22 protein-coding genes are annotated in these 21,907 nt (G+C 62.3%); 6 read left to right on the plus strand and 16 right to left on the minus strand.

Annotation, left to right across the window (positions count from 1 at the left end):
* Positions 1-96 precede the first annotated feature (96 nt).
* From cgtA to rplU, 3 genes are all read right to left on the minus strand, one after another.
* Entirely contained in the window at positions 97-1,311 is a 1,215-nt protein-coding gene (cgtA, locus tag M1D78_RS17480) for an Obg family GTPase CgtA (protein ID WP_437421252.1), read from the minus strand.
* Between the two features lie 159 nt (positions 1,312-1,470).
* Positions 1,471-1,728: a 50S ribosomal protein L27 gene (rpmA, locus tag M1D78_RS17485; RefSeq protein WP_437421253.1), complete on the minus strand. Its 258-nt coding sequence runs from the start codon at positions 1,726-1,728 to the stop codon at positions 1,471-1,473.
* Positions 1,729-1,763: 35 nt separating this feature from the next.
* Positions 1,764-2,075, minus strand: coding sequence for a 50S ribosomal protein L21 (gene rplU / locus M1D78_RS17490; protein ID WP_243605829.1), 312 nt, complete (start codon positions 2,073-2,075; stop codon positions 1,764-1,766).
* 247 nt (positions 2,076-2,322) lie between these two features.
* On the opposite strand from rplU, the gene M1D78_RS17495 reads away from it, so the two are divergent.
* Positions 2,323-3,291, plus strand: a complete 969-nt coding sequence (locus tag M1D78_RS17495; protein WP_437421254.1) for a polyprenyl synthetase family protein — start codon at positions 2,323-2,325, stop codon at positions 3,289-3,291.
* Between the two features lie 108 nt (positions 3,292-3,399).
* Positions 3,400-3,627: a PA4570 family protein gene (locus M1D78_RS17500; protein WP_243605827.1), complete on the plus strand. Its 228-nt coding sequence runs from the start codon at positions 3,400-3,402 to the stop codon at positions 3,625-3,627.
* 9 nt (positions 3,628-3,636) lie between these two features.
* Here the strand turns inward: M1D78_RS17500 and M1D78_RS17505 are convergent, their stop codons facing one another.
* From M1D78_RS17505 to M1D78_RS17525, 5 genes are all read right to left on the minus strand, one after another.
* Positions 3,637-4,254: an FKBP-type peptidyl-prolyl cis-trans isomerase gene (locus M1D78_RS17505; RefSeq protein ID WP_437421255.1), complete on the minus strand. Its 618-nt coding sequence runs from the start codon at positions 4,252-4,254 to the stop codon at positions 3,637-3,639.
* Between the two features lie 72 nt (positions 4,255-4,326).
* Positions 4,327-4,632 (minus strand): DUF6482 family protein, encoded by a 306-nt coding sequence (locus M1D78_RS17510; protein ID WP_437421256.1) that lies wholly within the window; start codon positions 4,630-4,632, stop codon positions 4,327-4,329.
* A gap of 105 nt (positions 4,633-4,737) precedes the next feature.
* On the minus strand, positions 4,738-5,226 hold the full coding sequence (locus tag M1D78_RS17515) for a TIGR00645 family protein (RefSeq protein WP_437421257.1): 489 nt from the start codon (positions 5,224-5,226) through the stop codon (positions 4,738-4,740).
* A gap of 155 nt (positions 5,227-5,381) precedes the next feature.
* Positions 5,382-5,717 (minus strand): PA4575 family protein, encoded by a 336-nt coding sequence (locus M1D78_RS17520; protein ID WP_437421258.1) that lies wholly within the window; start codon positions 5,715-5,717, stop codon positions 5,382-5,384.
* Positions 5,718-5,893: 176 nt separating this feature from the next.
* On the minus strand, positions 5,894-8,344 hold the full coding sequence (locus tag M1D78_RS17525) for a Lon protease family protein (RefSeq protein WP_437421259.1): 2,451 nt from the start codon (positions 8,342-8,344) through the stop codon (positions 5,894-5,896).
* A gap of 217 nt (positions 8,345-8,561) precedes the next feature.
* On the opposite strand from M1D78_RS17525, the gene M1D78_RS17530 reads away from it, so the two are divergent.
* Positions 8,562-9,593 carry a cytochrome-c peroxidase gene (locus tag M1D78_RS17530; protein ID WP_437421260.1) on the plus strand — a complete coding sequence of 344 codons (1,032 nt, stop codon included), beginning with the start codon at positions 8,562-8,564 and terminating at the stop codon, positions 9,591-9,593.
* A 28-nt stretch (positions 9,594-9,621) separates the two neighbouring features.
* On the opposite strand, the gene mscL is transcribed toward M1D78_RS17530, so the two are convergent.
* Positions 9,622-10,035, minus strand: a complete 414-nt coding sequence (gene mscL / locus M1D78_RS17535) for a large-conductance mechanosensitive channel protein MscL (RefSeq protein ID WP_437421340.1) — start codon at positions 10,033-10,035, stop codon at positions 9,622-9,624.
* A gap of 260 nt (positions 10,036-10,295) precedes the next feature.
* Here mscL and M1D78_RS17540 point away from each other — a divergent pair, with 260 nt between their 5' ends.
* Entirely contained in the window at positions 10,296-10,565 is a 270-nt protein-coding gene (locus M1D78_RS17540; RefSeq protein ID WP_437421261.1) for a YdcH family protein, read from the plus strand.
* A gap of 55 nt (positions 10,566-10,620) precedes the next feature.
* Here the strand turns inward: M1D78_RS17540 and M1D78_RS17545 are convergent, their stop codons facing one another.
* Positions 10,621-11,055: a CopD family protein gene (locus M1D78_RS17545; protein WP_437421262.1), complete on the minus strand. Its 435-nt coding sequence runs from the start codon at positions 11,053-11,055 to the stop codon at positions 10,621-10,623.
* Positions 11,056-11,170: 115 nt separating this feature from the next.
* Here M1D78_RS17545 and radA point away from each other — a divergent pair, with 115 nt between their 5' ends.
* Entirely contained in the window at positions 11,171-12,532 is a 1,362-nt protein-coding gene (radA, locus tag M1D78_RS17550) for a DNA repair protein RadA (RefSeq protein WP_437421341.1), read from the plus strand.
* A 2-nt stretch (positions 12,533-12,534) separates the two neighbouring features.
* Here radA and M1D78_RS17555 read toward each other — a convergent pair whose 3' ends face one another.
* The 6 genes from M1D78_RS17555 to M1D78_RS17580 form a co-directional block, all read right to left on the minus strand.
* Positions 12,535-12,903, minus strand: a complete 369-nt coding sequence (locus tag M1D78_RS17555; protein WP_437421263.1) for a PilZ domain-containing protein — start codon at positions 12,901-12,903, stop codon at positions 12,535-12,537.
* Between the two features lie 60 nt (positions 12,904-12,963).
* Positions 12,964-13,425, minus strand: a complete 462-nt coding sequence (locus tag M1D78_RS17560; protein WP_437421264.1) for a methyltransferase family protein — start codon at positions 13,423-13,425, stop codon at positions 12,964-12,966.
* Positions 13,426-13,491: 66 nt separating this feature from the next.
* On the minus strand, positions 13,492-14,124 hold the full coding sequence (locus tag M1D78_RS17565) for a response regulator (protein ID WP_437421265.1): 633 nt from the start codon (positions 14,122-14,124) through the stop codon (positions 13,492-13,494).
* Positions 14,125-14,155: 31 nt separating this feature from the next.
* Positions 14,156-15,508 (minus strand): cache domain-containing protein, encoded by a 1,353-nt coding sequence (locus M1D78_RS17570; protein ID WP_437421266.1) that lies wholly within the window; start codon positions 15,506-15,508, stop codon positions 14,156-14,158.
* A 161-nt stretch (positions 15,509-15,669) separates the two neighbouring features.
* Positions 15,670-16,923, minus strand: a complete 1,254-nt coding sequence (gene glyA / locus M1D78_RS17575) for a serine hydroxymethyltransferase (RefSeq protein WP_437421267.1) — start codon at positions 16,921-16,923, stop codon at positions 15,670-15,672.
* A 132-nt stretch (positions 16,924-17,055) separates the two neighbouring features.
* Positions 17,056-19,980 (minus strand): EAL domain-containing protein, encoded by a 2,925-nt coding sequence (locus M1D78_RS17580; RefSeq protein ID WP_457933088.1) that lies wholly within the window; start codon positions 19,978-19,980, stop codon positions 17,056-17,058.
* A gap of 243 nt (positions 19,981-20,223) precedes the next feature.
* Here M1D78_RS17580 and ettA point away from each other — a divergent pair, with 243 nt between their 5' ends.
* A complete protein-coding gene (gene ettA, locus M1D78_RS17585; protein ID WP_437421268.1) occupies positions 20,224-21,891 on the plus strand; it encodes an energy-dependent translational throttle protein EttA in 1,668 nt (555 codons plus the stop codon).
* Positions 21,892-21,907 lie beyond the last annotated feature (16 nt).

A 21,907-nucleotide genomic window follows, 5' to 3' on the forward strand; every position in this document is an offset into this window, starting at 1 on the left:
GCCTTCAATTCCGTAACAGGCCAAACCACATCGGTGAGCTCACGCGTCCCGCCCACCAACCACTCGCTCGGACATCAACAACCCCTGCGGGCATCATCAGCGAACGTAGAAAATCTCAGCGCCGCCTTCGTCATCGTCGTCATCATCGAAATCGTCATCCTCGGTGTCTGACGACTTCACGCCCGCACGACGCAGCGCTCGCTGATCATCCAGCTCCTGAAGACGCGCCCGCGCCTCGTCTTCGATCTGCTGATCGAGCTCAGCGAGCGCCTCCGCAAATGAGGGCTCCTCAGCGATACGCACCGTACGCTCATCCAAGTAGCGCATGATCGCCTGGGCAAGCGCCTCGGTACCCTCGCGCTCCAGCGCAGAGATCACGAACACGGGGCCAGTCCACTCCAGGCGCTCGACAACCGCACGCACACGCGCCTCACGCTCTTCTTCGAGCAGCTGGTCAGCCTTGTTCAAAACCAGCCAACGGTCGCGCTGCGCCAGGGCCGGGCTGAACTTTTCCAGCTCGTTGAGGATGATCTCAGCCGCCTCGGCCGGATCGCTGTTGTCCAGGGGCGCCATGTCGACCAGGTGCAACAACAGACGGGTGCGCGCCAGGTGTTTGAGAAAGCGGATCCCCAGACCTGCACCTTCCGATGCACCCTCGATCAAACCTGGGATGTCGGCGATCACAAAGCTTTTGTAACGACCGACACTGACGACGCCGAGATTAGGAACCAGGGTAGTGAAGGGGTAATCGGCCACCTTTGGCTTGGCCGCCGACACCGAACGGATGAACGTACTCTTGCCGGCATTGGGCAGCCCCAGCAAGCCCACGTCAGCCAGCACCTTGAGCTCAAGCTTGAGGTCACGCGCCTCGCCGGGTTTACCCGGGGTGGTCTGACGCGGCGCACGGTTAGTACTGGATTTAAAGCGAGTATTGCCCAACCCGTGCCAGCCACCCTGCGCGACCAACAGGCGCTGCCCCGGCTGCGTGAGGTCACCAATGACGTCCTGGGTCGCCGCATCAATGACCGTCGTGCCGACCGGGACCGGCAGGATCAGGTCATCGCCTTTCGCGCCCGTGCACTCAGTGCTGCCGCCCTTCTGGCCATTGGGGGCATTGAACCTGCGCGTATAGCGGTAGTCGACCAGCGTATTGAGATTTTCGTCGGCCTCGAGAAATACCGAGCCGCCATCTCCACCGTCACCACCATTGGGACCGCCTTTTTCGATGAACTTCTCGCGTCGAAAGCTCATCATGCCGTTACCGCCGTCGCCGGCTTTTACAAAAATCGATACTTCATCGACGAATTTCATGGGAACGCCTCCCGCCGCGACGACGGGTTAGAAACAGAAATAAGGGTCTTGCGAAACCCAGCGGAGCCGGGGCGCAGCAGCTTTGCGCAAGAGCCCTATGGAGGATACAGAAACAAAAAAGCCCCGTCGCATGACAGGGCTTTTCCAGCGAGGTCGCGATTAGGCCGCGACAACGCTCACGTAGCGACGGCCGAACTCGCCCTTCACTTCAAACTTGACCACGCCTTCCACTTTCGCGAACAGGGTGTGATCCTTGCCCATACCTACGCCGTAGCCGGCATGGAACTGGGTGCCGCGCTGACGCACGATGATGTTGCCGGCCTTGATGACCTGGCCGCCATACATCTTCACGCCAAGGCGTTTGGCTTCTGAGTCGCGACCGTTGCGGGTAGAACCGCCAGCTTTTTTGTGTGCCATGAGTTCAATACTCCTATTGGGGCATTCAGGCCCGATTAGCCCTGGATACCAGTGATTTTGACCTCAGTGAACCACTGACGGTGGCCCTGACGCTTCATGTGGTGCTTACGACGGCGGAATTTGATGATACTGACCTTGTCGTGACGACCTTGAGCGATCACTTCGGCAGTGACCTTGGCACCATCGACCACCGGAGCGCCGATCTTCACATCGTCGCCGTTGCCAACGAGCAGAACGCGGTCAAAGGTGACAGCTTCGCCAGTCGCAACTTCGAGTTTTTCAATCTTGAGGTATTCGCCTTCGGCAACCTTGTATTGCTTGCCGCCAGTAACGATAACTGCGTACATCGTGTATCTCCGTTGATCCTGCTCACCCAGCGCTTTAGCGAAATAGTTAGGGGCTGGCATGGCTGCTCGGGGCCGGAAGGGACGCCCTTGCAATTGCGTAAGGCAGGGAAATGCCCAGGGGGAAAGTTCAGGGTCCGCGATTGTACGCATGCCCCAGCAGAGACGCAAGAGCCGCCGGGGCTCGCCTTGACAGTGCCTGACCCGCCCCATAGCATGCCGCGCAATCTCCGAGGAGTACGCTTCCCCGATGCAACCCCAGGCCTTTTACCAAGTCGTGGCTGATGATTTCGCCGCCGTTGACGGCATCATTCGCAATCAGCTGACTTCTCGCGTGCCGCTGGTGGAAAAGATCGGGGACTATATCACCTCGGCCGGCGGCAAGCGCCTGCGCCCACTACTGGTACTGCTCAGCGGCAATGCGCTTGGCTTGAAGGGCGATCAGCTTCGCCTGCTGGCTGCGATCATCGAATTTCTTCATACCTCTACCTTGCTGCATGACGACGTCGTCGACATGTCCGGCATGCGGCGCGGCCGCTCGACCGCCAACGCCCTCTGGGGAAACGCACCGAGCGTGCTGGTCGGTGACTTCCTCTATGCCCGCTCGTTCGAAATGATGGTCAGCCTCGGCTCGATGCCGGTGATGCGCATCATTTCCCAAGCGACGCGTGTGATCGCCGAAGGCGAAGTGCTCCAGCTCTCCAAGGTGCGCGACGCCAGCACCACCGAAGCCATATATATGGAGGTAATTCGCGGCAAGACCGCGATGCTGTTTGAGGCATCCACCCACAGCGCCGCGACACTGGCCGGCGCCAGTGACGAACAGTGCGAGGCGCTGCGCACCTTTGGTGACCACTTGGGTGTCGCTTTCCAATTGGTCGACGACCTGCTTGACTACCAGGGCGACGCCGAGACGCTCGGCAAGAATGTCGGAGACGACCTGGCCGAAGGCAAGCCGACGCTACCGCTGATCTACACGATGCGCGAGGGCACCGAAGAGCAGGCCGCGCTCGTTCGCCGCGCGATTCAGAAGGGTGGCATCGAAGATCTCGAAGACATTCGCAAGGCTGTCGAAAGCTGCGGCGCGCTCGACTATACCGCGCGCCTGGCTCGCGATTATGCCGAGCGGGCGATTGCCTGCCTCGAGCTGATCCCCGCCAACCCTTATCGTGACGCTCTAGTCGAACTGACCCGCTTCGCCGTCGCACGCACCCACTGACAAATCCCAGCGCCCACCGCCGATCCCACCGATCGGCGCGCCTTCTTTTACGCTTGCATGTTTGCAAATAACAATTATTCTCATTAACGAGATTAATTGGAGGCTCTCATGACTTATCTGATCGACGCCTGGCTGGACCGCCCACACCCTTACCTGCGCATTCTCGACCGCCACACGGGCGCAGTATGCGTCTCGCTCGACGGTGACGCGCTCGAAGAATTGAGGGAGCAAGGGGACCTTGATCTGCAGGAGTTGAGCACCAGCGAACCCTGTGTGCTCAAGGAACAGGTGCGCAACCTGTTCCTGTTCTCCTATGCCCGGGCGTTGCGCCCCTGAGCAGAGGTATCAGAGCACGGCAAGCAGTTCGACATCGAAGACGAGCACACTGTGGGGCGGAATGCTGCCAACGCCCTGCGCGCCATACGCCAGTTCGCTCGGCACGTAGAGTCGCCACTTGCTGCCAACGCTCATCAACTGCAGCGCCTCGGTCCAGCCTGCAATGACGCCTCCAACCGGGAATTCGGCAGGCTGCCCACGCTGGTAGGAACTGTCGAAGACGGTGCCATCGATCAGGGTGCCATGGTAATGCGTGCGAACCTGGTCCTGCAGACTCGGCTTGGCGCCGTCGCCTGCGTTCAGCACTTCGTACTGCAAACCGGACGCCAGGGTAGTGATGCCGTCGCGCTTGCCGTTTTCGGCCAGGAAAGCTTTGCCCTCACCCGCCGCCGCCTCGGCTTTCTGCTGCGCCTCAGCCTGCATGCGCTCGCGGATGACGGCAAAGCTGGCATTCAAGGCTTGGGCATCGACACGGCTCTGCGCACCGGAAAATGCATCGCGGATGCCTGCAATGACGGCGTCCAGGCTAATCCCGGGCGGTGGGTTGTCGCGCAACTGGTCACCCAGCTGGCGACCGATGCCATAGCTGACCCGGGTTTCGTCGGTGTTTAAGTTGAGATCGGTCATGCCTGGGCTCCGCTGGAAAAAGGGCGCACAGCCTAGCACAGCCGTCGCCGACCTGACCGCCGAAGCCGGTGCTCACCAGGCCGAGCGCATGCCGACCGCTACCCGCAACGGCTCTCTCGTACCGCTCGCCAGGCCACACATCTCGTCATAAGCCGAGCTATGCACGAGGTACATGGGGACTACCGGAACCTCGCTGAGCAAATCACGCGCATGCTCGACCGACCGCACATGAATGACTGCGCCATGCTCGTCGCGTAAAACCTGCGAGCGCCCCTGGGCCTGCACGCTTAGCAGATAGAACCCGCCCTCCAGCGAAACCAGATCCAGCGACTGGACACGCGACGCCTGCGCCTCTTGAAGCAATACCTGCAGGTTCATCGAGAAGCCTCCTTTACAAGACGACTTCTTTTGTACAACGCACGCCCAACGCATTACAACCGTAGGCGCCTTATGCCCTAGGCGCGCACAGACCCCGTCCGTGGCTTAGTGTTTGGTGAGCTTGTCAAGATAACCCATCGCGAAGGCCGAGAATACGAACGTCAAGTGGATGATCACGTACCACATCAGCTGCTCGCTCTCGAGCTGCTGGGCATCCATGAACATCCGCAGCAAATGGATCGACGAGATGGCTACGATCGACGCGGCAACCTTCATCTTCAACGAGCCGGAATCCATCTTGCCCAACCAGTCGAGCTTCTCCTTGCCTTCGTCGACGTTCAGCTGCGATACGAAGTTCTCGTAGCCGGACAGCATCACCATAACCAGCAGCCCCCCGACCAGGGCCATGTCGATCAGCGACAGCAACTTGAGGATCAGATCGCCCTCGCTTAGCGAGAGGATGGACGGAAGGATGTGCAAGATTTCCTGAAAGAACTTGATGGCGAGCGCCAGCAGCGCGAACGCCAAACCAAAGTAGATCGGCGCAAGCAACCAGCGCGCCGCGTACATGCCGTTCTCGATGAAACGTTCCATCTGATCTCACTGTGGGAGTGTGTTATTCGCCGGCGAGTATACGCAGCGCAACGCGCCATTCAAGGCGCCTCGCGGCGGATGAAATGTGTGGATAACAATTTCCAGCAGCCGTGCAAGCAGCACGCGCGACCCTGGCTATCGAGCCTTGAAGTGGCTCAGGTCCGCGACTCCCAACCACCGAGGTAGCGCGCCTGGTTGGCGTTGACCTTACGCAGCTCCGCCTGCATGTGCAGCTGCCAGATCGAAGGCGAGTCCGACTGGCTGTAGCCCTGCCCATAGAGATTATTGGCGATAGCCTCAAGTACCGACTCAGCCGCCCGAGGCCCGTGGAATGGGCCCTGCGCCTTGATCGCCGTAGGTTGACCGTCATCCAGTCCGGCCGCGCAGAGCAAGGTCCACAAACCGTTGCCTCCGGAAAGCGGACGAATAACGCATTCGATTCGGGTGACCAGGCCCAGGCACTGGCGGTTGAGGCAAAGTGTATGTGACATGACGGCGGTCCTCGCGCTCGGTTGCGCCGCGTCGCTTTTGAACGCAGCGGCAGGTCAACCTGTTTATCCCCAAAGGCTGTGGATAATCATGTGGAAAAAGAGTGGGAACTCTCTTCCAGTGCAGACCCGCCGGTGGCCGTATCGTTCCGTTCAAATAATCGTCAGCGCAGAGTTCCTCAGCCTTTCTCACCCGCAATCGCCGCAGCAGTTGCCAGCACCTCTTCCGGCGAAGCCGCATCGGTCCTCGAGTCGTCCTCGAGTTCGATTTCGGCGATATCCCGCAGCCGCTCGACGACCCGCGCATTGACGCTGCCCTTGGGGAAGTGGCCGTTTTCGTCCGCCGCGCCGACCGGTTCGCCGACCAGCAGCGACAGGGCCTCGTCCACGTGACGCACCGCGTAGATGTGGAAGCGCTGCTGGCGCACAGCCTCGAGCACGCGCTCGTCGAGCATCAAGGTTGTGACGTTGGCGAACGGAATGATCGCACCCTGCTCGCCGGTCAACCCCCGCGCCTCGCAAAGGCGGAAGAAGCCTTCGATCTTTTCGTTCACCCCACCGACGGCCTGTACTTCGCCGAACTGGTTGATCGAGCCGGTGATGGCGAAGCACTGCTTTAGAGGTGTGCGGGAGATGGCCGAGATCAATGCGCAGCATTCGCCAAGCGATGCACTGTCGCCGTCCACATAACCGTAGGACTGCTCCAGCGCGATGCTTGCCGAGATTTCCAGCGGGAATTCCTGCGCGTAGCGGCTGCCAAGGAAGCCTGTCAGGATCATCACGCCCTTGGAGTGGATCGGCTGCCCCAGGTTGACCTCGCGCTCGATGTCGACAATACCCGAACCGCCTGGATAAACGGTGGCGGAGATGCGCGCCGGCATGCCGAACGCCGAATCGCCGACTTCCAGCACCGTCAGCCCGTTGCACTTACCGATGGCCGCGCCTTCGCTGTCGATGAGAATCACCCCGGCGAGAATATCCTCCAGGATGCGCGCCGAGACGCGCCCGGTCCGGGTGGCTTTGGCCTTGAGCGCACGCTCGATGTGGCCAACATCGGTGACTTCGTCCTTCGCCAGTTGGCGGATGAAATCCGCCTCGCTGACCAGCTGGAAGATGTCGCCAATACGCGCCGACAGCCGCCCCTGGTGCTCGGCCAGCCGCGCGCTGTAGGTCGCCAGGCGTGCCACCGCAGCGGCGGTAAGCGGCGCCATGCCCTCTTCCGAGGTCCGCGTCTTCATCAACTGGGCGAATTGCTCGAGGCTGTCCTCGGCCAGCGGGATTTCCTCGTCGAAATCCACCAGCACACGGAACATCTCCTGGAAGTCCGGATCCAGGTCCTGCAGGGTGTAGTAGAGCTGCCGCGACCCGATAATCACGACTTTTACGTTGAGCGGAATCACTGCGGGGTTCAACGTGACCGTCGCCAGGCGGCCCATTTCTGCCAGCGGCGACTCCATCTTCAGGCGCCGCGATTGCAGTGCGCGCTTGAGCGCTTCCCAGACAAAGGGCTCGCTCAGCATCTTCTCCGCTTCGAGCATCAGAAAGCCGCCGTTGGCGCGATGCAGCGCGCCGGGGCGAAGCTGGCGGTAGCTGGTGTAAAGCGCGCCCTGATCCGTGCTGTATTCGATGCGGCCGAAGAGGTTGTCATACGTCGGATGCGGTTCGAATACCACCGGCGCGCCGCCGTCGAACGGGTGCCCTACGACCAGGCTGGGGCTGTATTGCTCTTCGAGCAACTGGCGGGTCTGGGCGTCGGGGCGGTTCTCGTCGACCAGCTGCTCGACCACCGTTTTTAGCAAGTTGACCTGCACAGCCTGCAGGTAAGCCTCGATCCCTGCGTTCTCGGCGTACTTTTCCGAGAGCGGCGCGAGCAATGGCTGCAGCGCTTGGGTGATGGTTTCGTCGTTGAGCTGGCGCAGCTGATTGCTCGATTCACGCTTCCACTGCGGCAGGCTGGCGAGCCCCTCGTTGAGCTGCACCTCCAGCGCGGAAATATCCTCGTGATAGCGTTCGCGCTCGGCTTCCGGCAGCTGAGCGAACTCAGCCTCGTCCATCGACTTGCCGTCCTTCATCGGCGTGAAGGCGATATTGCTGCTGTCGCGGTAGAGGGCAATCTCCTTTTCCAGCGCCAGCTTCTCGATGACGTCGAGCGCTTTGTCGTAGCGCTGATTGAAGGCACGGTCGATGGCGCTCTTCTTTTGCTGGAAGCTCGGGTGCTCGAACACCGCAGGGAAGGTCGCCATAAGGTTGTCGATCAACTGGCCGATGTCGGCGATGAACTCGCCCGCCCCGCCTTTCGGCAGTTCCACGACCCGTGGTTCACGTGGCTCGTCGAAGTTGTTGACATAGACCCAGTCAGACGGCGTATCCAGCCGTTTGCCCTCGGCTTTGAGGTACCGGCGCACGAAGGAAAAGCGGCCGGTCCCCGGCTCACCCATCACATAGACGTTGTAGCCCGGACGCGGCATGGCTACACCGAACTGAAGCGCCTCGACGGCGCGCTCCTGTCCGAGCACGCCAAGGAAGGGCTCCAGCTCGTCGGTGGTCTTGAAATTGAACTGGCTGGGTTCGAAGGGACGGGTCAGCGCATCGGGCGCCAGGCGCAGGCCGGGAGCGACAGTTTCGGGCATCGGAAATCCTTGCTGGAGGTGGCCGCACGGCCACGAATGATGCCGCCATTCTGGCGATGCCCATGCCGGGCTGCAAGGCTGGCCGCGCCGGGTCGCGGCGCGAGGGGTGCGACATTCAGGACCACGCTCAAGCCTGGCTCACCTTGATTCAGATCAACCCTCCAGCCGCCCGCCAGGCGCCTCCTAGAGCAGCCAACATCGAAAAAGGAATCCCGTGATGCGCTGCCCTATTCCCTTTCTGCTTAGCGGACTGATGCTGATGGCCAATGGAGCTGTCGCCAACGAACTGCGCGAGCGCGCCAATGCGATCTTCAAACCCGTGCCCGCGGAGGTCACCCAGATACGTGGCCAAGCCGTCAGCGAAGACCAGGCCAGGCTCGGCCACAAGCTCTGGTTCGATCCGCGTCTGTCACGCAGTCACGTGATCAGCTGCAATACCTGTCATAACCTCAGCCTGGGCGGCGGCGACAACGTCACCACCTCGATCGGCCATGGCTGGCAAAAAGGCCCCCGCAATTCTCCGACTGTCCTCAACGCGGTGTTCAACGCCGCGCAGTTCTGGGATGGCCGCGCAGAGGACCTACAGGCCCAAGCCAAGGGCCCCGTACAGGCGGGAGTCGAAATGAACAACACGCCCGAGCGCGTTGTTGCGACGCTCAAGAGCATTCCGGAATATGCCGATGAGTTCAAAAAAGCCTTCCCACATGACAAGGAGCCGGTCAGCTTCGACAACATGGCGTATGCCCTGGAAGCCTTCGAAGTCAGCCTCACTACGCCTGGCTCCCCCTTCGATCGCTACCTCAAGGGTGACGACAAGGCGCTCGATGCAAAACAAAAGGAGGGCCTGGCGCTGTTCATGGACAGCGGTTGCTCGGCCTGCCATAGCGGCGTGAATGTCGGCGGCCAAGGCTACTTCCCGTTCGGCGTGATCAAGAAGCCCGGCGCGGAGATTCTGCCGTCGGGTGACAAGGGCCGCTTCACCGTAACCAATACCGCGACCGATGAGTACGTATTCCGCGCCGCGCCGCTGCGTAACGTTGCGCTGACTCCGCCTTACTTCCACAGCGGTGAGGTCTGGGAGCTAGAGCAGGCCGTGGCGATCATGGGAGATAGCCAGCTCGGGCGTACGCTCAAGCCGGAGGAAGCCAGCGCAATCGCAGCATTCTTGCGCAGCCTGACCGGTAAACAGCCGCAGGTCGCTTACCCCGTCCTGCCGCCGAGCTCGGCAGACACCCCGCGGCCCGAATGATGTCGCACCGCCCCTGGCAACCTCAACGTCAGGGGCGGCGGTTCTGCTCGCGCAACGCATCGCGAATTTCCGTCAGCAGCAACTCTTCCTTGCTCGGCGCCGGCGGCGCGGAGGGAGCTTCGGCTTCCTTGCGTTTGAGGTGATTGATGCCTTTGACCGCGAGGAAGATGGCGAAGGCGACGATGGTGAAATCGAACACCGTCTGGATAAATCGCCCATAGCTCAGCGTGACCGCCGGTGTGTCACCTACGGCTTGCTTGAGCACAATCGCCAGGTCAGAAAAATCCACCCCGCCGATCAACAGGCCAAGTGGCGGCGTCACCACGTCGGCGACGAACGACGAAACGATTTTGGTGAATGCCGCACCGACGATGATCCCCACCGCCATGTCGATTACGTTGCCCCTGACCGCAAATGCCTTGAACTCGCTGAGCATGCCCATCTGTGTGTTTCCTCTAACTATTGAGAAGCCTGGCCGCAGGTGGCCGCAAAGAACTGCCACGAACACGGCCGTCGCTTCGCGGTGCCGGGCGACCACCGTCCCGCTTCGACAATGAGCAGCATAGGTCGGGTTCAATGGCTGAGCTAAACGCACAGAAAGACGAGCGGAGAAACCCGATGCAACTGGCTTGATCGCCGTCAACAGCAATCCGCATGCGCGCGGCTAAGGTACAGCACCCAAGCACACCTCCGGAGCCGTCTATGCACGTCGAACATCACCCTCTGATCAAGGACTTCCCCGAGAAGCGCGAGCAACTGCAGATGCTCCGCCAGCAAGACCCGGCCTTTGCTCGCAAAGCCGAAGCATACGAAGCGCTGGACAAGCAGATCTGCCGCGTCGAGGACGGCGTCGAGCGTCTCGACGAGGATGCGCTGACGGCGCTGAAGCTCGAGCGCGTAACGCTCAAGGACGCCATCGCCAAAGACCTCAAGCGCGCCAGTGGCAGCTGCTGCGGCGGTTGCTGCGGCTGATAGCCCCGCCTATAGAAAAAGCCCGCTTTAGCGGGCTTTTTTGTCAATGACATCGTCAGAACAGCCCACCGAACCTAAACCCGGCTCCAACCCAGACGAATGCTACAGCGGTCAGGGTGATCAGCAGGATATGCGCGCCCAGATGAGGCAGACGCTGCTCATCTAGCCGAGGAATCAGCGCCACCCGAGCATGCACGCCCATCAGCACCGTGGCGCCTAACAGCACCAGCTTCGCCTGTATCAGGTGAGCGACCGGCGAGTCGCCGAGCCATTGCCCATGGGGCAGCCACTGCCCAGCAAGCCAGAAACCGGACACGACTTGAATCAGCAAGGCAGGAATGCCAACCCGCTCGTACAGCCGTTCAAACTGGCGGACAGGCTGTACGTCACGTCGCTTCAGCGCGCCCGGCAAGACGCTGAATAGCAAGATCAAATGGCCGCCAACCCAGACGCTGGCCCCAAAAAGATGAAGAAACAGCACGTACCGCATGGTCTGGCTCCTGTTCGATTTGTTTACAGTCTGGGGGCTCGCTGCGCGCTTGTGGCTGATGGCGATCAAGTCAGCCGCTATCATGCGACTCCCGCTACGCGACCCGGAGTTCCCCATGGCCAAGGCCAAGCGCATGTATGGCTGCACCGAGTGCGGCTCGACCTTTCCCAAGTGGGCTGGCCAATGCGGCGACTGCGGCGCTTGGAACACCCTAGTCGAAACCGTCATCGACGGGGCCCCGCCGCCTTCCGGGCGTGCCGGCTGGGCCGGTGACCAGGCCAACATCAAGACCCTGGCCGAGGTCAGCATCGAGGAAGTGCCGCGTTTCTCCACCGCTTCCGGCGAACTGGACCGCGTGCTCGGCGGCGGCCTGGTCGACGGCTCGGTCGTGCTGATTGGCGGCGACCCGGGCATCGGTAAGTCCACCATCCTGCTGCAGACCCTTTGCGCCGTAGCTCAGCGCTTCCCGGCGCTGTACGTCACCGGCGAGGAATCGCAACAGCAGGTGGCGATGCGTGCGCGGCGGCTCGACCTCCCCCAAGACAAGCTCAAGGTAATGACCGAAACCTGTATCGAATCGATCATCGCGACCGCGCGGCTGGAAAAGCCCAAGGTCATGGTGATCGACTCGATCCAGACCATCTTCACCGAGCAGCTGCAGTCAGCGCCGGGCGGCGTCGCCCAGGTCCGCGAAAGCGCGGCGCTACTGGTGCGTTTCGCCAAGCAGAGCGGCACGGCGATCTTCCTCGTCGGCCACGTGACCAAGGAAGGCGCACTGGCCGGCCCACGCGTGCTTGAGCACATGGTCGACACGGTGCTCTATTTCGAAGGTGAGTCGGACGGCCGCCTGCGCCTGTTGCGCGCCGTCAAGAATCGCTTCGGTGCTGTCAACGAACTCGGCGTGTTCGGCATGACTGACAAGGGACTGAAAGAAGTCACCAACCCGTCAGCGATCTTCCTCACCCGCGCGCAGGAGGCAGTGCCGGGCAGCGTAGTAATGGCGACTTGGGAAGGTACCCGACCGATGTTGGTTGAAGTGCAGGCGCTGGTCGACACCAGCCACCTGGCCAATCCGCGCCGCGTCACTCTGGGCCTGGACCAAAACCGCCTTGCCATGCTGCTCGCCGTGCTGCACCGCCACGGCAGCATCCCAACCTATGACCAGGATGTGTTCATTAACGTGGTGGGCGGCGTGAAGGTGCTGGAGACAGCAGCGGACCTGGCCTTGATGGCCGCGGTCATTTCCAGCCTGCGCAACCGGCCGCTGGACACCGACCTGTTGGTGTTCGGCGAGGTGGGCCTGTCGGGCGAGATTCGCCCGGTGCCGAGCGGCCAGGAACGTCTGAAGGAAGCCGCCAAGCACGGGTTCAAGCGTGCCATCGTGCCCAAGGGTAACGCTCCAAAAGAATCGCCGGCCGGCCTGCAGATCATTGCTGTGACCAGGCTCGAGCAGGCACTCGACGCGCTATTCGAATAACGTCACTCGGCGCTCAGCGCAGCCAGCTCACGCTCGAGCAGGGCCTCGTCGCCCAGGTTCAGCTCGACCAGGCGCCGCAGATGGCTGATCGAATCGACATCGATATGTCGGCAAACCAGGCCGATCAGCTCGCCTTCGGCATGCGCCAGCTCGACCTCCATCAGCACTTCGGCATCGTCGGCCAGGCGAATACGGGCTTGAAATGGCACGCTGGGGTCGGCATCCCAACCCACCGGGCGATGGATCAGCAGGCCCTTCAGGGACAGGTCATGTAACTGCACCGTCCAGCGCCGCTCGCCCTGCACGAGCTCGGTAGCCGCGTCGAAGGCGAAGCGTTGGAAACGTCGACGGTCACTGGGGTGTTCGCTCATCGGTCAGGCTCCTGGGGTGGTTAGGACACTATAGGCCACGCTTGGCGGAACCGATTGGCACTAGAGCCAACGGCGCACCTGCGCCTGGTAGCGCCGGTACTCATCGCCGAACAGCCGCGAGAGCAAGCGCTCCTCCGGCACAATTACCGAGCGCTGCATGGTCAGAATCAGCGCCGGCAACAGCAACCAAGGCCAGAGACTATCCAACCAGAACGCGACAGCACAGTAGACCAGCGTGTCGGCCAGATAGATCGGGTTGCGCGAGAACCGAAACGGGCCGGTTTGCAATAGCCGCTTCGGGGTGCCGTACGGATTGATCGTTGTGCGGTGCCGATGCATTGCCAGCGCCGCCCAGCCCATCAGGGCTACACCGACGAGCATCAGCACCCATCCGCCCAGGTCCGTCGCAGCGTGTGGCGGCAGGTCGAGCGGCACCCGGCCGGCAAGCCACCAGCCGCAAGCGATGAAGGCGAGATAGACCAGCGGTGGCGGCGGAATCAGGCCGGCGTTGCGAGCGGACATGGCATCTCCATGGAAGAGTCGTGATGGTCGATAGCGCGCAGAGGCGATTGACGCCATGGCGCGGCCTCAATGCTGCCCCGGCAACCAGCCGTGCACCATGGCGTGCTTCATCAGGTCGGCCGGGCGGTCGATATCGAGTTTGCGACGAATGCTCAGCCGGTGCGTTTCGACGGTGCGAACGCTGATCTTCAGCGCACGGGCCATCGCTTTGTTGTTATGTCCCTGCGCAAGCATGAGCAGCACCTCGCGCTCGCGAGGCGTTAGCTCGCGCTCTTCGGCGCCGCGGCTGGCGAGTTTTTCGGCGATGCCTTGGCTATAGTAGGTGCCGCCAGCGGCAATCGCCTCGATGGCCACGATGATCTCGCGGGACGGCGCATCCTTGAGCACATAGCCGCAGGCGCCCACCTTCAGCGAGGTGTTCACGTACTCCTGGTTGTCGTACATGCTCAGGATCAGCACGCGGATCGTGGGAAAGCGCTGCCGCAGCGCCTGGGTCAGTTCGAGGCCATTGACGTCCTTCAGCCCGATATCCATCAGCACCACGTCGACCTCGACCCGCTCGAGCAATGCCAGTGCCTCTTCACCGCTGCCGGCTTCGCCGACCACGTCGAGCTCGGGCACGGCCATCAGCAAGGCGCGAATGCCATCGCGCACCAGGACGTGGTCGTCGATCAATGCCACCTTGATGGATCGTTGCATGGAGCAAAGCCTCTCGTTGTGCGGTGCGCCGTCAGCTCGAGCGCGTCGGCAGAGTCACGTCCAGTTCGGTGCCGCCGGGAGCGGACGCCAGGTTGAAGCGTCCCCCGAAGTGCTCGACCCGCTCGCGGATGTTACGCAGCCCGATGCCGCCACCCTTGATCGCATCGAGCCGTCGCGGATTGAAGCCCACGCCATCGTCGGCAACCCGCAAGCGCACCGTGCGGCCATTACCGTCCAGGCTGATATGCACCGATTGCGCTCGGGCATGACGCTCAATATTGGTCAGTGCCTCTTGCAGCACGCGGAAAAGTGCGACCGCGACGGCGTCGTCCGGCGCCTGATCGCCCAAACCGTCGGTGTATAGCATTTTCAACCCGCTGCGCTGCTCGAACTCTGCCACAAGCTGGCCAATGGCCGCCGGCAAGCCCAGGGTATCGAGCAACGACGGATGCAGGTCATGGGAAATACGTCGCACCTCACCGATGGCCCCGGCGAGGCGCTCAGTGCCCTGATCGAGCGTCTGCTGCGCCTTGGGATTGCCACTGGACAGCTCGTGGCTGGCCAGTTCGAACTGGAACTTGATCGATACCAGCAGCTGGCTGATGCCGTCGTGCAGCTCACGCGAGACCCGCGACCGCTCTTCTTCCTGCAGGCTGACGATGCGCTGGGTGAGCAACTGCAGCTTGCGGTCGGCCAGGCGCCGCTCGCTCACATTGAGGGTCAGGCCGCTGGCAAACACGAGCAGCACGGCGACTAGCGCCACACCGGCGATGGCCAGCATCGTGGTATGGATGCCACCGGCAACTTCCTCGCGCACTTGCTGGATCGCCTCGTCGACATCCTCCAGGTAGATACCCGTCCCGAGCATCCAGCCCCAACGGTCGAGCATCACCACATAGGCCAGCTTTTCAGCGAACTGCCCCGTGGACGGCTTTTGCCAAGCGTAGCGCTGGAAGCCGCGACCGCTTTGCGCGCTGTCCATCAGCGCCTGAATCACACGCAGCCCGTTGGGGTCGGTCATATTCCACAGTTGCTTGCCGACCAATTCAGGCTGGCGCGGATGCATGAGATTGCGCCCGTCGCGGTCGTAGACGAAGAAATATCCATCACTGCCGAAGCTGAAGCGCCCTAGGGTTGCGAGCACCTTCTGACGGGTTTCCTCATCGTCACGCCCGCTGTCATAAAGCGGCGCAGTGGTGCTGAGCGCCATCTCGACGTAGTTCTTCAGCTCGGCCTGCTTGCTCGCCAGGATGCTGCGCTCGATCAGCTTTGCCTGCTGCTCACCCAGCCGTTGGTTCTGGATCAGCACCAGCGCGCATACCACCGCCACGGCCAACAGCAGCGGCAGGATGCTGAGCGCGGCGATCTTGTGCTTGAGCTGCATCGAGCCCTCCATCGGCCCGGCCTCGGGCGAAAACTGGCGTGAACGTTAACCCACCCCGGCCGACACGCACAGTATCTGATGGCATCTTGCCGTAATCGCTGTGGTTCGCCTGAAACGAAAAAGCCCGGCACTGGGCCGGGCTTCTCGGTACAACGACAGTGTTACTGGCCGTAAACAGGCAGCTTGGCGCAGATCGCCTCGACCTTGCTGCGTACGGTAGCGATTACTGACTCGTCGCCCATGTTGCCAAGAATGTCGCAGATCCAGCCGGCCAGATCGCGGCACTCAGCCTCTTTGAATCCGCGGGTGGTCACGGCTGGGGTGCCGATGCGCAGGCCCGAGGTAACGAACGGCGAGCGTGGATCGTTCGGCACGCTGTTCTTGTTCACGGTGATGTGCGCCTGGCCGAGGGCGGCGTCCGCATCCTTGCCGGTGATGTCTTGCTTGATCAGGCTGAGCAGGAACAGGTGGTTCTGCGTGCCGCCGGAGACCACATCGAAGCCGCGCTCGATGAATACCTGGGCCATGGCCTGGGCATTCTTCACCACTTGCTCCTGATAGGCCTTGAACTCGGGCTGCAGCGCTTCCTTGAAACATACGGCCTTGGCGGCGATGACGTGCTCCAGCGGGCCACCCTGGGCACCGGGGAATACAGCGGAGTTCAGCTTCTTCTCGATCTCGGCGTTGGCGCGCGCCAGGATCAGGCCACCGCGCGGGCCGCGCAGGGTCTTGTGAGTGGTGGTCGTGACGACATCGGCGAAAGGCACCGGGTTCGGGTAGACACCCGCGGCAACCAGGCCGGCCACGTGAGCCATGTCGACGAAGAGATAGGCACCGACCTTATCCGCGATTTCACGGAAGCGAGCGAAATCCAGCTTCTGCGAGTAGGCGGAGAAGCCAGCAACGATCATCTTCGGCTTGTGCTCGACGGCCAGGCGCTCGACTTCGTCGTAGTCGATCAGGCCTTGGTCGTTGATGCCGTACTGCACGGCGTTGTACAGCTTGCCGGAGGAGGAAACGGAGGCACCGTGAGTCAGGTGACCGCCGTGGGCCAAGCTCATGCCGAGGATGGTGTCGCCGGCATTGAGCAGGGCCAGGTAGACCGCGGCGTTGGCCTGGGAACCGGCATGCGGCTGGACGTTGGCGTAGTCGGCGCCGAACAATTGCTTTGCACGTTCGATAGCCAGCTGCTCGACCACGTCGACGTGCTCGCAACCGCCGTAGTAGCGCTTGCCCGGGTAGCCTTCGGCGTACTTGTTGGTCAGTACCGAACCCTGGGCTTCCATCACCGCCGGGCTGGTGTAGTTCTCCGAGGCGATCAGCTCGATGTGGTCTTCCTGGCGCTTGGCTTCCTGCTGCATGGCAGCGAAAAGCTCGGCGTCGTATTTGGCGAGGGTCAAATCACGGCTGAACATGGCAGTCCTCTGAGATCAGCTGGCGGTAATAAAGAGAGGCGCGGATTCTACCCCATCCCGCTGTCAGCGGGTATGAGCCTTGGTCATGTGGCGCATGAGCCCAGGCCAAGCACATGGCCCCGCCGGGCGCGCTCAGGCGCGGCAGAGCTGTTGCGCAACCACCGGCCGGCCGAGCAGGAAACCCTGCACTTCGTCGCAGCCATGCTCACGGAGAAACGCGAGCTGCGCCTGCGTCTCGACGCCCTCGGCGATGACCGACAGGCTGAGGCTGTGCGCCATCGCGATGATCGCCCGGGCGATCTGGCCGTCCTGCTCGCCTTCGGGCAAGCCATCGACGAAGCTGCGGTCGATCTTGAGCACGTCGATGGGGAATTGCTTGAGGTAATTCAACGAGGAATAGCCGGTGCCGAAATCGTCGACGGCGATGGACGGTCCGAGCTCTTTAAGCGCTTCGAGGATGCGCATGGCTTCGCCGACGTCCTGCATGAGGATGCTCTCGGTCAGCTCAAGCTCTAGCCGGCCCGGGGCGATGCCGCTCGCAGCCAGGATAGCGGCGATACGCTGGCCAAGCCTGCCGTCGGCGAACTGGCGGGCCGAGAGGTTGACCGCCATCTTCGGCACGTAAATACCCTCGCGCTCCCAGGCGACGATCTGCCGGCAGGCCTCGGTCAGCACCCAGTCGCCCACCTCCACGACCAGCCCCAGCTCTTCCAGCGCCGGAATAAACTCACCAGGCGGCACCAGCCCCCGTCGCGGATGTTGCCAGCGCAACAGCGCCTCGACACCGGTCAGCGTACGGCCATCGACCCGATATTGCGGCTGGTAATGCAGAACGAATTGGCCCTGTTCCAGTGCGTGGCGCAGATCGCTTTCCAACTCCAGACGTTCCAGCGCGCTGGCGTTCATCTCTGTTTGATAGAACTGAAAATTGTTCTTGCCGCGCTCTTTGGCGTGGTACATGGCCGTGTCGGCATTCTTCATCAGTTGGCTGAGATCGTTTCCATCCTGCGGACTCAGTGCAATACCGATGCTGGCGGTAACGAAGAATTCGCGTCCGGACAGCACGAAAGGCTCCGCGAGGCTTTCGAGAATCCGTTCGGCGACATGGATGGCGCGGGTCAGGGCTTCGTCACGATCGCCACCGGGATGCAGCAGCAAGGTGAACTCATCGCCGCCCATGCGCGCGACGGTGTCATCCTCGTCGACGCAAGACGCCAGCCGCACGGCGACGTCCTTGAGCATGCGGTCACCGGCAGCGTGGCCGAGCGAATCGTTGATCGGCTTGAAGCGGTCCAGATCAAGGAACATCAGCACCACCCAGCCGCGCCTTCGCGCGGCCAGCTGCAGGCTACTGTGCAAGCGGTCCTGAAACAGGGTGCGATTGGGCAGCTGAGTGAGGCTGTCGTAGTAGGCCAGGCGGTGGATGCGCTTCTCGCTGGCCTTGCGCTCGCTCATGTCGCTGAAGAAGCAGACGTAGCTGACCAGCTCGTTCTCGGCATCGCGTACCGCAGTGATCCCGACCCAGCAGGGGTAGGTTTCGCCGCCCTTGCGCTTTAACCAGAATTCGCCCTCCCAGCTGCCAGTCTGGATGACCTGGCTGTGCACGTAATCCATTTGGTTGGCCTGCTGCCGGTCGGCGCTGAGCACCATGGGCAACTGACCGTAGACCTCCTCGCCGCTGAAGCCGGTGATGCGCACAAAGGCGGCATTGACCTGCACGATTCGCCCGGCCGGGTCGGTCACCACGATGGCGGCAGTGGAGTGATCGAACACCGTCGCGGCGCGGCGCAGTTCTTTCTCTGCCTGGCGCTGCTCACTGATGTCCCGACCGATACACAGCGCGCCGTCGAACCGGTTGTTCTCGTCCCAGATCAGCATGATGCGCAGCTCTATCGCGACGAACCGACCATCGGCCGCGCGGCAGTCGAAGTACAGGGTCTGGCCTTGCAGGTTGCGCCCCAGCTCGGCGAGCGCCGCCGGGTTGGCCGATGCCTTGCGCACGCGTCGCATCAGATCGTAGAAGCGCGCGGCCTGCCGCGGCTTGGTGACGACGCCATTGAGCCCATGGCGGGCCGCCCACTCGGGACTGTAACCAAGCATCGTCTGCACTGAGGGGCTGATGTAGTCGATGCGCACCGAGCTGTCGGTGGTGAAGATAAGATCGCGCAGGCTGCCGGCGAGCATCCGGTAACGCCGCTCGCTGTCACGCAGCGAATGGCTGTGTTCGATATTGGCTGTGACGTCCCGCGCCACGCCGATTAGACGCTGCACCCGACCGTCAGCATCGCGCGCGAGCACCCGCTCGGTCACGCAGAACCAGTGCCACTTGCCGTTGCGGTGGCGCCAGCGCAGCAACGCCTCCTGCTCGGCGCCATCGCGCATGGAGCCTCGCAGCGCCAGCAACCGCCAGATGTACTCCTGGTCGTCGGGATGGCTGATGCGGCGCCAGAACAGGTTGCCATCATTACCCCGCTCCTCCTCGCTGTAGCCCAGGCGGGCCGCAAGGTTGCTGTTGCCGAACAGCAGTTTGTCGGTGGACAGGTCCTGCACATACAGGGTATCGGGCACCGCACGCAGCACTTCGGACCAGAACCGCTCACGCTCGATCAGCGCCGCCTGCGCCTGCTGCTCGCGGGTGATGTCGCGCATCACCCAGACGAAGCCCGAGGGCTGCGACGCGCCAAGCAGCCGCAGCGTGCGCCGGGTGATGGAAAACAGCCTCTCTTCACCGTCCTGCAGCAGCCGCACCGCTTCGAGGCAGAGGTCGACGCTGGTGTTCGTCGCATCGAATGCCAGCGCATCGAGGCCGGGCAGCAGCTCCTGCAGGCGGTAGCGGCGGGCGTAACGGCTGTCGATGCCGAACATCACCTCGGCCCGGTTATTGAGAAACTGCAGCCGGCCGGCAAAATCGCTGATCAGGATGCGCTCTTCAATGGCGCCCAGCGCTTCGGCCGAATAGCGCAACGCACGCCAGTGCATCGCCAGGCGGCGCGGCACAGGCACGCAGACGCCGACCCGCGCCAGCCAACGGGCCAGCCGGCGATAAAGGATGAGCATAAGTGAAGAAGGATCTGAACCGGCCAAGCGTCGAAGTCCCTTCGTGAAGGCTACGTGCGGCGCCAAATGCCAGGCGCCGAAACGGCGTCAAGCATGCCTCGGATGCCACTAAAGCGCCAGCACTGCAGGATGGGCCAGTTTGCCCTGCTCTGAGCATTCCGGTAGTTTTGCCAATCCGGCTCGACCCGCCCGCGGCGGCGGGATTCGCCTCCTCTATTTCCTCTGTCACGGGCATTCGTCTCCATGGCTCAATACGTCTACACCATGCATCGGCTGAGCAAGGTCGTTCCGCCGAAGCGCGAAATTCTCAAGAACATCTCCCTGTCGTTCTTCCCGGGCGCCAAGATCGGCGTCCTCGGCCTCAACGGCTCGGGTAAATCCACGCTGCTGAAGATCATGGCCGGCGTCGACCAGGAGTTCGATGGCGAAGCCCGCGCCATGCCCGAGCTGAACGTCGGCTACCTGCCGCAGGAGCCGGAGCTCGACCCGAGCAAGACCGTGCGTGAAGTCGTCGAGGAAGCGGTCAGTGGCATCAAGGACGCTCAAGCCCGCCTGGACGAGGTCTACGCCGCGTACGCCGAGCCCGATGCCGACTTCGACAAGCTTGCCGCCGAGCAGGCCAAGCTCGAAGCCATCCTGCAGGCCAGCGACGGTCACAACCTCGAGCGCCAACTTGAGGTCGCTGCCGATGCCCTGCGTCTGCCGGCGTGGGACGCGAAAGTCGAACACCTATCCGGTGGCGAGAAGCGCCGCGTTGCGCTCTGCCGCCTGTTGCTGTCGGCCCCGGACATGCTGCTGCTGGACGAACCGACCAACCACCTGGACGCCGACTCGGTGGCCTGGCTGGAACACTTTCTCCATGACTTCACCGGCACCGTCGTCGCGATCACCCACGACCGTTACTTCCTCGACAACGTTGCCGGCTGGATTCTCGAACTCGACCGGGGCCAGGGCATCCCGTATGAGGGCAACTATTCCGGTTGGCTGGAAGCCAAATCCGCACGACTGGCGCAGGAATCCAAACAGCAGTCGGCCCATGAAAAAGCGATGAAGGAAGAACTCGAGTGGGTGCGCAAGGGCGCCAAGGCCCGCCAGGCCAAATCCAAGGCGCGCCTGCAACGCTTCGAAGAAATGCAATCGCAGGAATTCCAGAAGCGCAGCGAAACAAACGAGATCTACATTCCTGCCGGTCCGCGCCTGGGCGACAAGGTTATCGACTTCAAGAACGTGACCAAGGGCTACGGCGATCGCATCCTCATCGAAGACTTGTCCTTCAGCATGCCGAAGGGCGCCATCGTTGGCGTGATCGGCGGTAACGGTGCGGGCAAATCCACGCTGTTCCGCATGATCATGGGCAAGGAGCAGCCGGACTCGGGCACCATCGAAATTGGCGACACCGTTCAGGTCGCCTGCGTTGACCAGGGCCGCGAAGACCTGGATGGAGGCAAGACCGTCTGGGAAGCGGTGTCCGACGGCGCCGACATGATCCGTATCGGCAGCTACGAAGTCCCGTCGCGCACCTATGTGGGGCGCTTCAACTTCAAGGGCGGCGATCAGCAGAAGTTCGTCAAAGACCTATCCGGGGGTGAGCGCGGCCGCCTTCATCTGGCGCTGACGCTGAAGGAAGGCGCCAACGTGCTGTTGCTCGACGAACCCTCCAACGACCTTGACGTGGAAACCCTTCGCTCGCTGGAAGAAGCGCTACTGGACTTCCCCGGTGCGGCCATCGTGATTTCCCACGACCGCTGGTTCCTGGACCGCGTGGCCACGCACATCCTGTCCTACGAGGACGACGGCGACATCGTGTTCTTCGAAGGCAACTACACCGAGTACGAAGCCGACCGCAAGAAGCGCCTCGGCGATGCCGCCTCGCAGCCGCACCGGGTCAAGTACAAAAAGCTGGCCCAGTAAGCGCAACACCACCAAC

It is taken from the genome of Pseudomonas sp. SA195 (assembly GCF_054131565.1).

What these genes read in the sequence shown, in the direction of transcription:
- cgtA (WP_437421252.1), bottom strand. Translation starts at nt 1,311, where the DNA reads ATGAAATTCGTCGATGAAGTATCGATTTTTGTAAAAGCCGGCGACGGC.
- rpmA (WP_437421253.1), bottom strand. Translation starts at nt 1,728, where the DNA reads ATGGCACACAAAAAAGCTGGCGGTTCTACCCGCAACGGTCGCGACTCA.
- rplU (WP_243605829.1), bottom strand. Translation starts at nt 2,075, where the DNA reads ATGTACGCAGTTATCGTTACTGGCGGCAAGCAATACAAGGTTGCCGAA.
- M1D78_RS17495 (WP_437421254.1), top strand. Translation starts at nt 2,323, where the DNA reads ATGCAACCCCAGGCCTTTTACCAAGTCGTGGCTGATGATTTCGCCGCC.
- M1D78_RS17500 (WP_243605827.1), top strand. Translation starts at nt 3,400, where the DNA reads ATGACTTATCTGATCGACGCCTGGCTGGACCGCCCACACCCTTACCTG.
- M1D78_RS17505 (WP_437421255.1), bottom strand. Translation starts at nt 4,254, where the DNA reads ATGACCGATCTCAACTTAAACACCGACGAAACCCGGGTCAGCTATGGC.
- M1D78_RS17510 (WP_437421256.1), bottom strand. Translation starts at nt 4,632, where the DNA reads ATGAACCTGCAGGTATTGCTTCAAGAGGCGCAGGCGTCGCGTGTCCAG.
- M1D78_RS17515 (WP_437421257.1), bottom strand. Translation starts at nt 5,226, where the DNA reads ATGGAACGTTTCATCGAGAACGGCATGTACGCGGCGCGCTGGTTGCTT.
- M1D78_RS17520 (WP_437421258.1), bottom strand. Translation starts at nt 5,717, where the DNA reads ATGTCACATACACTTTGCCTCAACCGCCAGTGCCTGGGCCTGGTCACC.
- M1D78_RS17525 (WP_437421259.1), bottom strand. Translation starts at nt 8,344, where the DNA reads ATGCCCGAAACTGTCGCTCCCGGCCTGCGCCTGGCGCCCGATGCGCTG.
- M1D78_RS17530 (WP_437421260.1), top strand. Translation starts at nt 8,562, where the DNA reads ATGCGCTGCCCTATTCCCTTTCTGCTTAGCGGACTGATGCTGATGGCC.
- mscL (WP_437421340.1), bottom strand. Translation starts at nt 10,035, where the DNA reads ATGGGCATGCTCAGCGAGTTCAAGGCATTTGCGGTCAGGGGCAACGTA.
- M1D78_RS17540 (WP_437421261.1), top strand. Translation starts at nt 10,296, where the DNA reads ATGCACGTCGAACATCACCCTCTGATCAAGGACTTCCCCGAGAAGCGC.
- M1D78_RS17545 (WP_437421262.1), bottom strand. Translation starts at nt 11,055, where the DNA reads ATGCGGTACGTGCTGTTTCTTCATCTTTTTGGGGCCAGCGTCTGGGTT.
- radA (WP_437421341.1), top strand. Translation starts at nt 11,171, where the DNA reads ATGGCCAAGGCCAAGCGCATGTATGGCTGCACCGAGTGCGGCTCGACC.
- M1D78_RS17555 (WP_437421263.1), bottom strand. Translation starts at nt 12,903, where the DNA reads ATGAGCGAACACCCCAGTGACCGTCGACGTTTCCAACGCTTCGCCTTC.
- M1D78_RS17560 (WP_437421264.1), bottom strand. Translation starts at nt 13,425, where the DNA reads ATGTCCGCTCGCAACGCCGGCCTGATTCCGCCGCCACCGCTGGTCTAT.
- M1D78_RS17565 (WP_437421265.1), bottom strand. Translation starts at nt 14,124, where the DNA reads ATGCAACGATCCATCAAGGTGGCATTGATCGACGACCACGTCCTGGTG.
- M1D78_RS17570 (WP_437421266.1), bottom strand. Translation starts at nt 15,508, where the DNA reads ATGCAGCTCAAGCACAAGATCGCCGCGCTCAGCATCCTGCCGCTGCTG.
- glyA (WP_437421267.1), bottom strand. Translation starts at nt 16,923, where the DNA reads ATGTTCAGCCGTGATTTGACCCTCGCCAAATACGACGCCGAGCTTTTC.
- M1D78_RS17580 (WP_457933088.1), bottom strand. Translation starts at nt 19,980, where the DNA reads ATGCTCATCCTTTATCGCCGGCTGGCCCGTTGGCTGGCGCGGGTCGGC.
- ettA (WP_437421268.1), top strand. Translation starts at nt 20,224, where the DNA reads ATGGCTCAATACGTCTACACCATGCATCGGCTGAGCAAGGTCGTTCCG.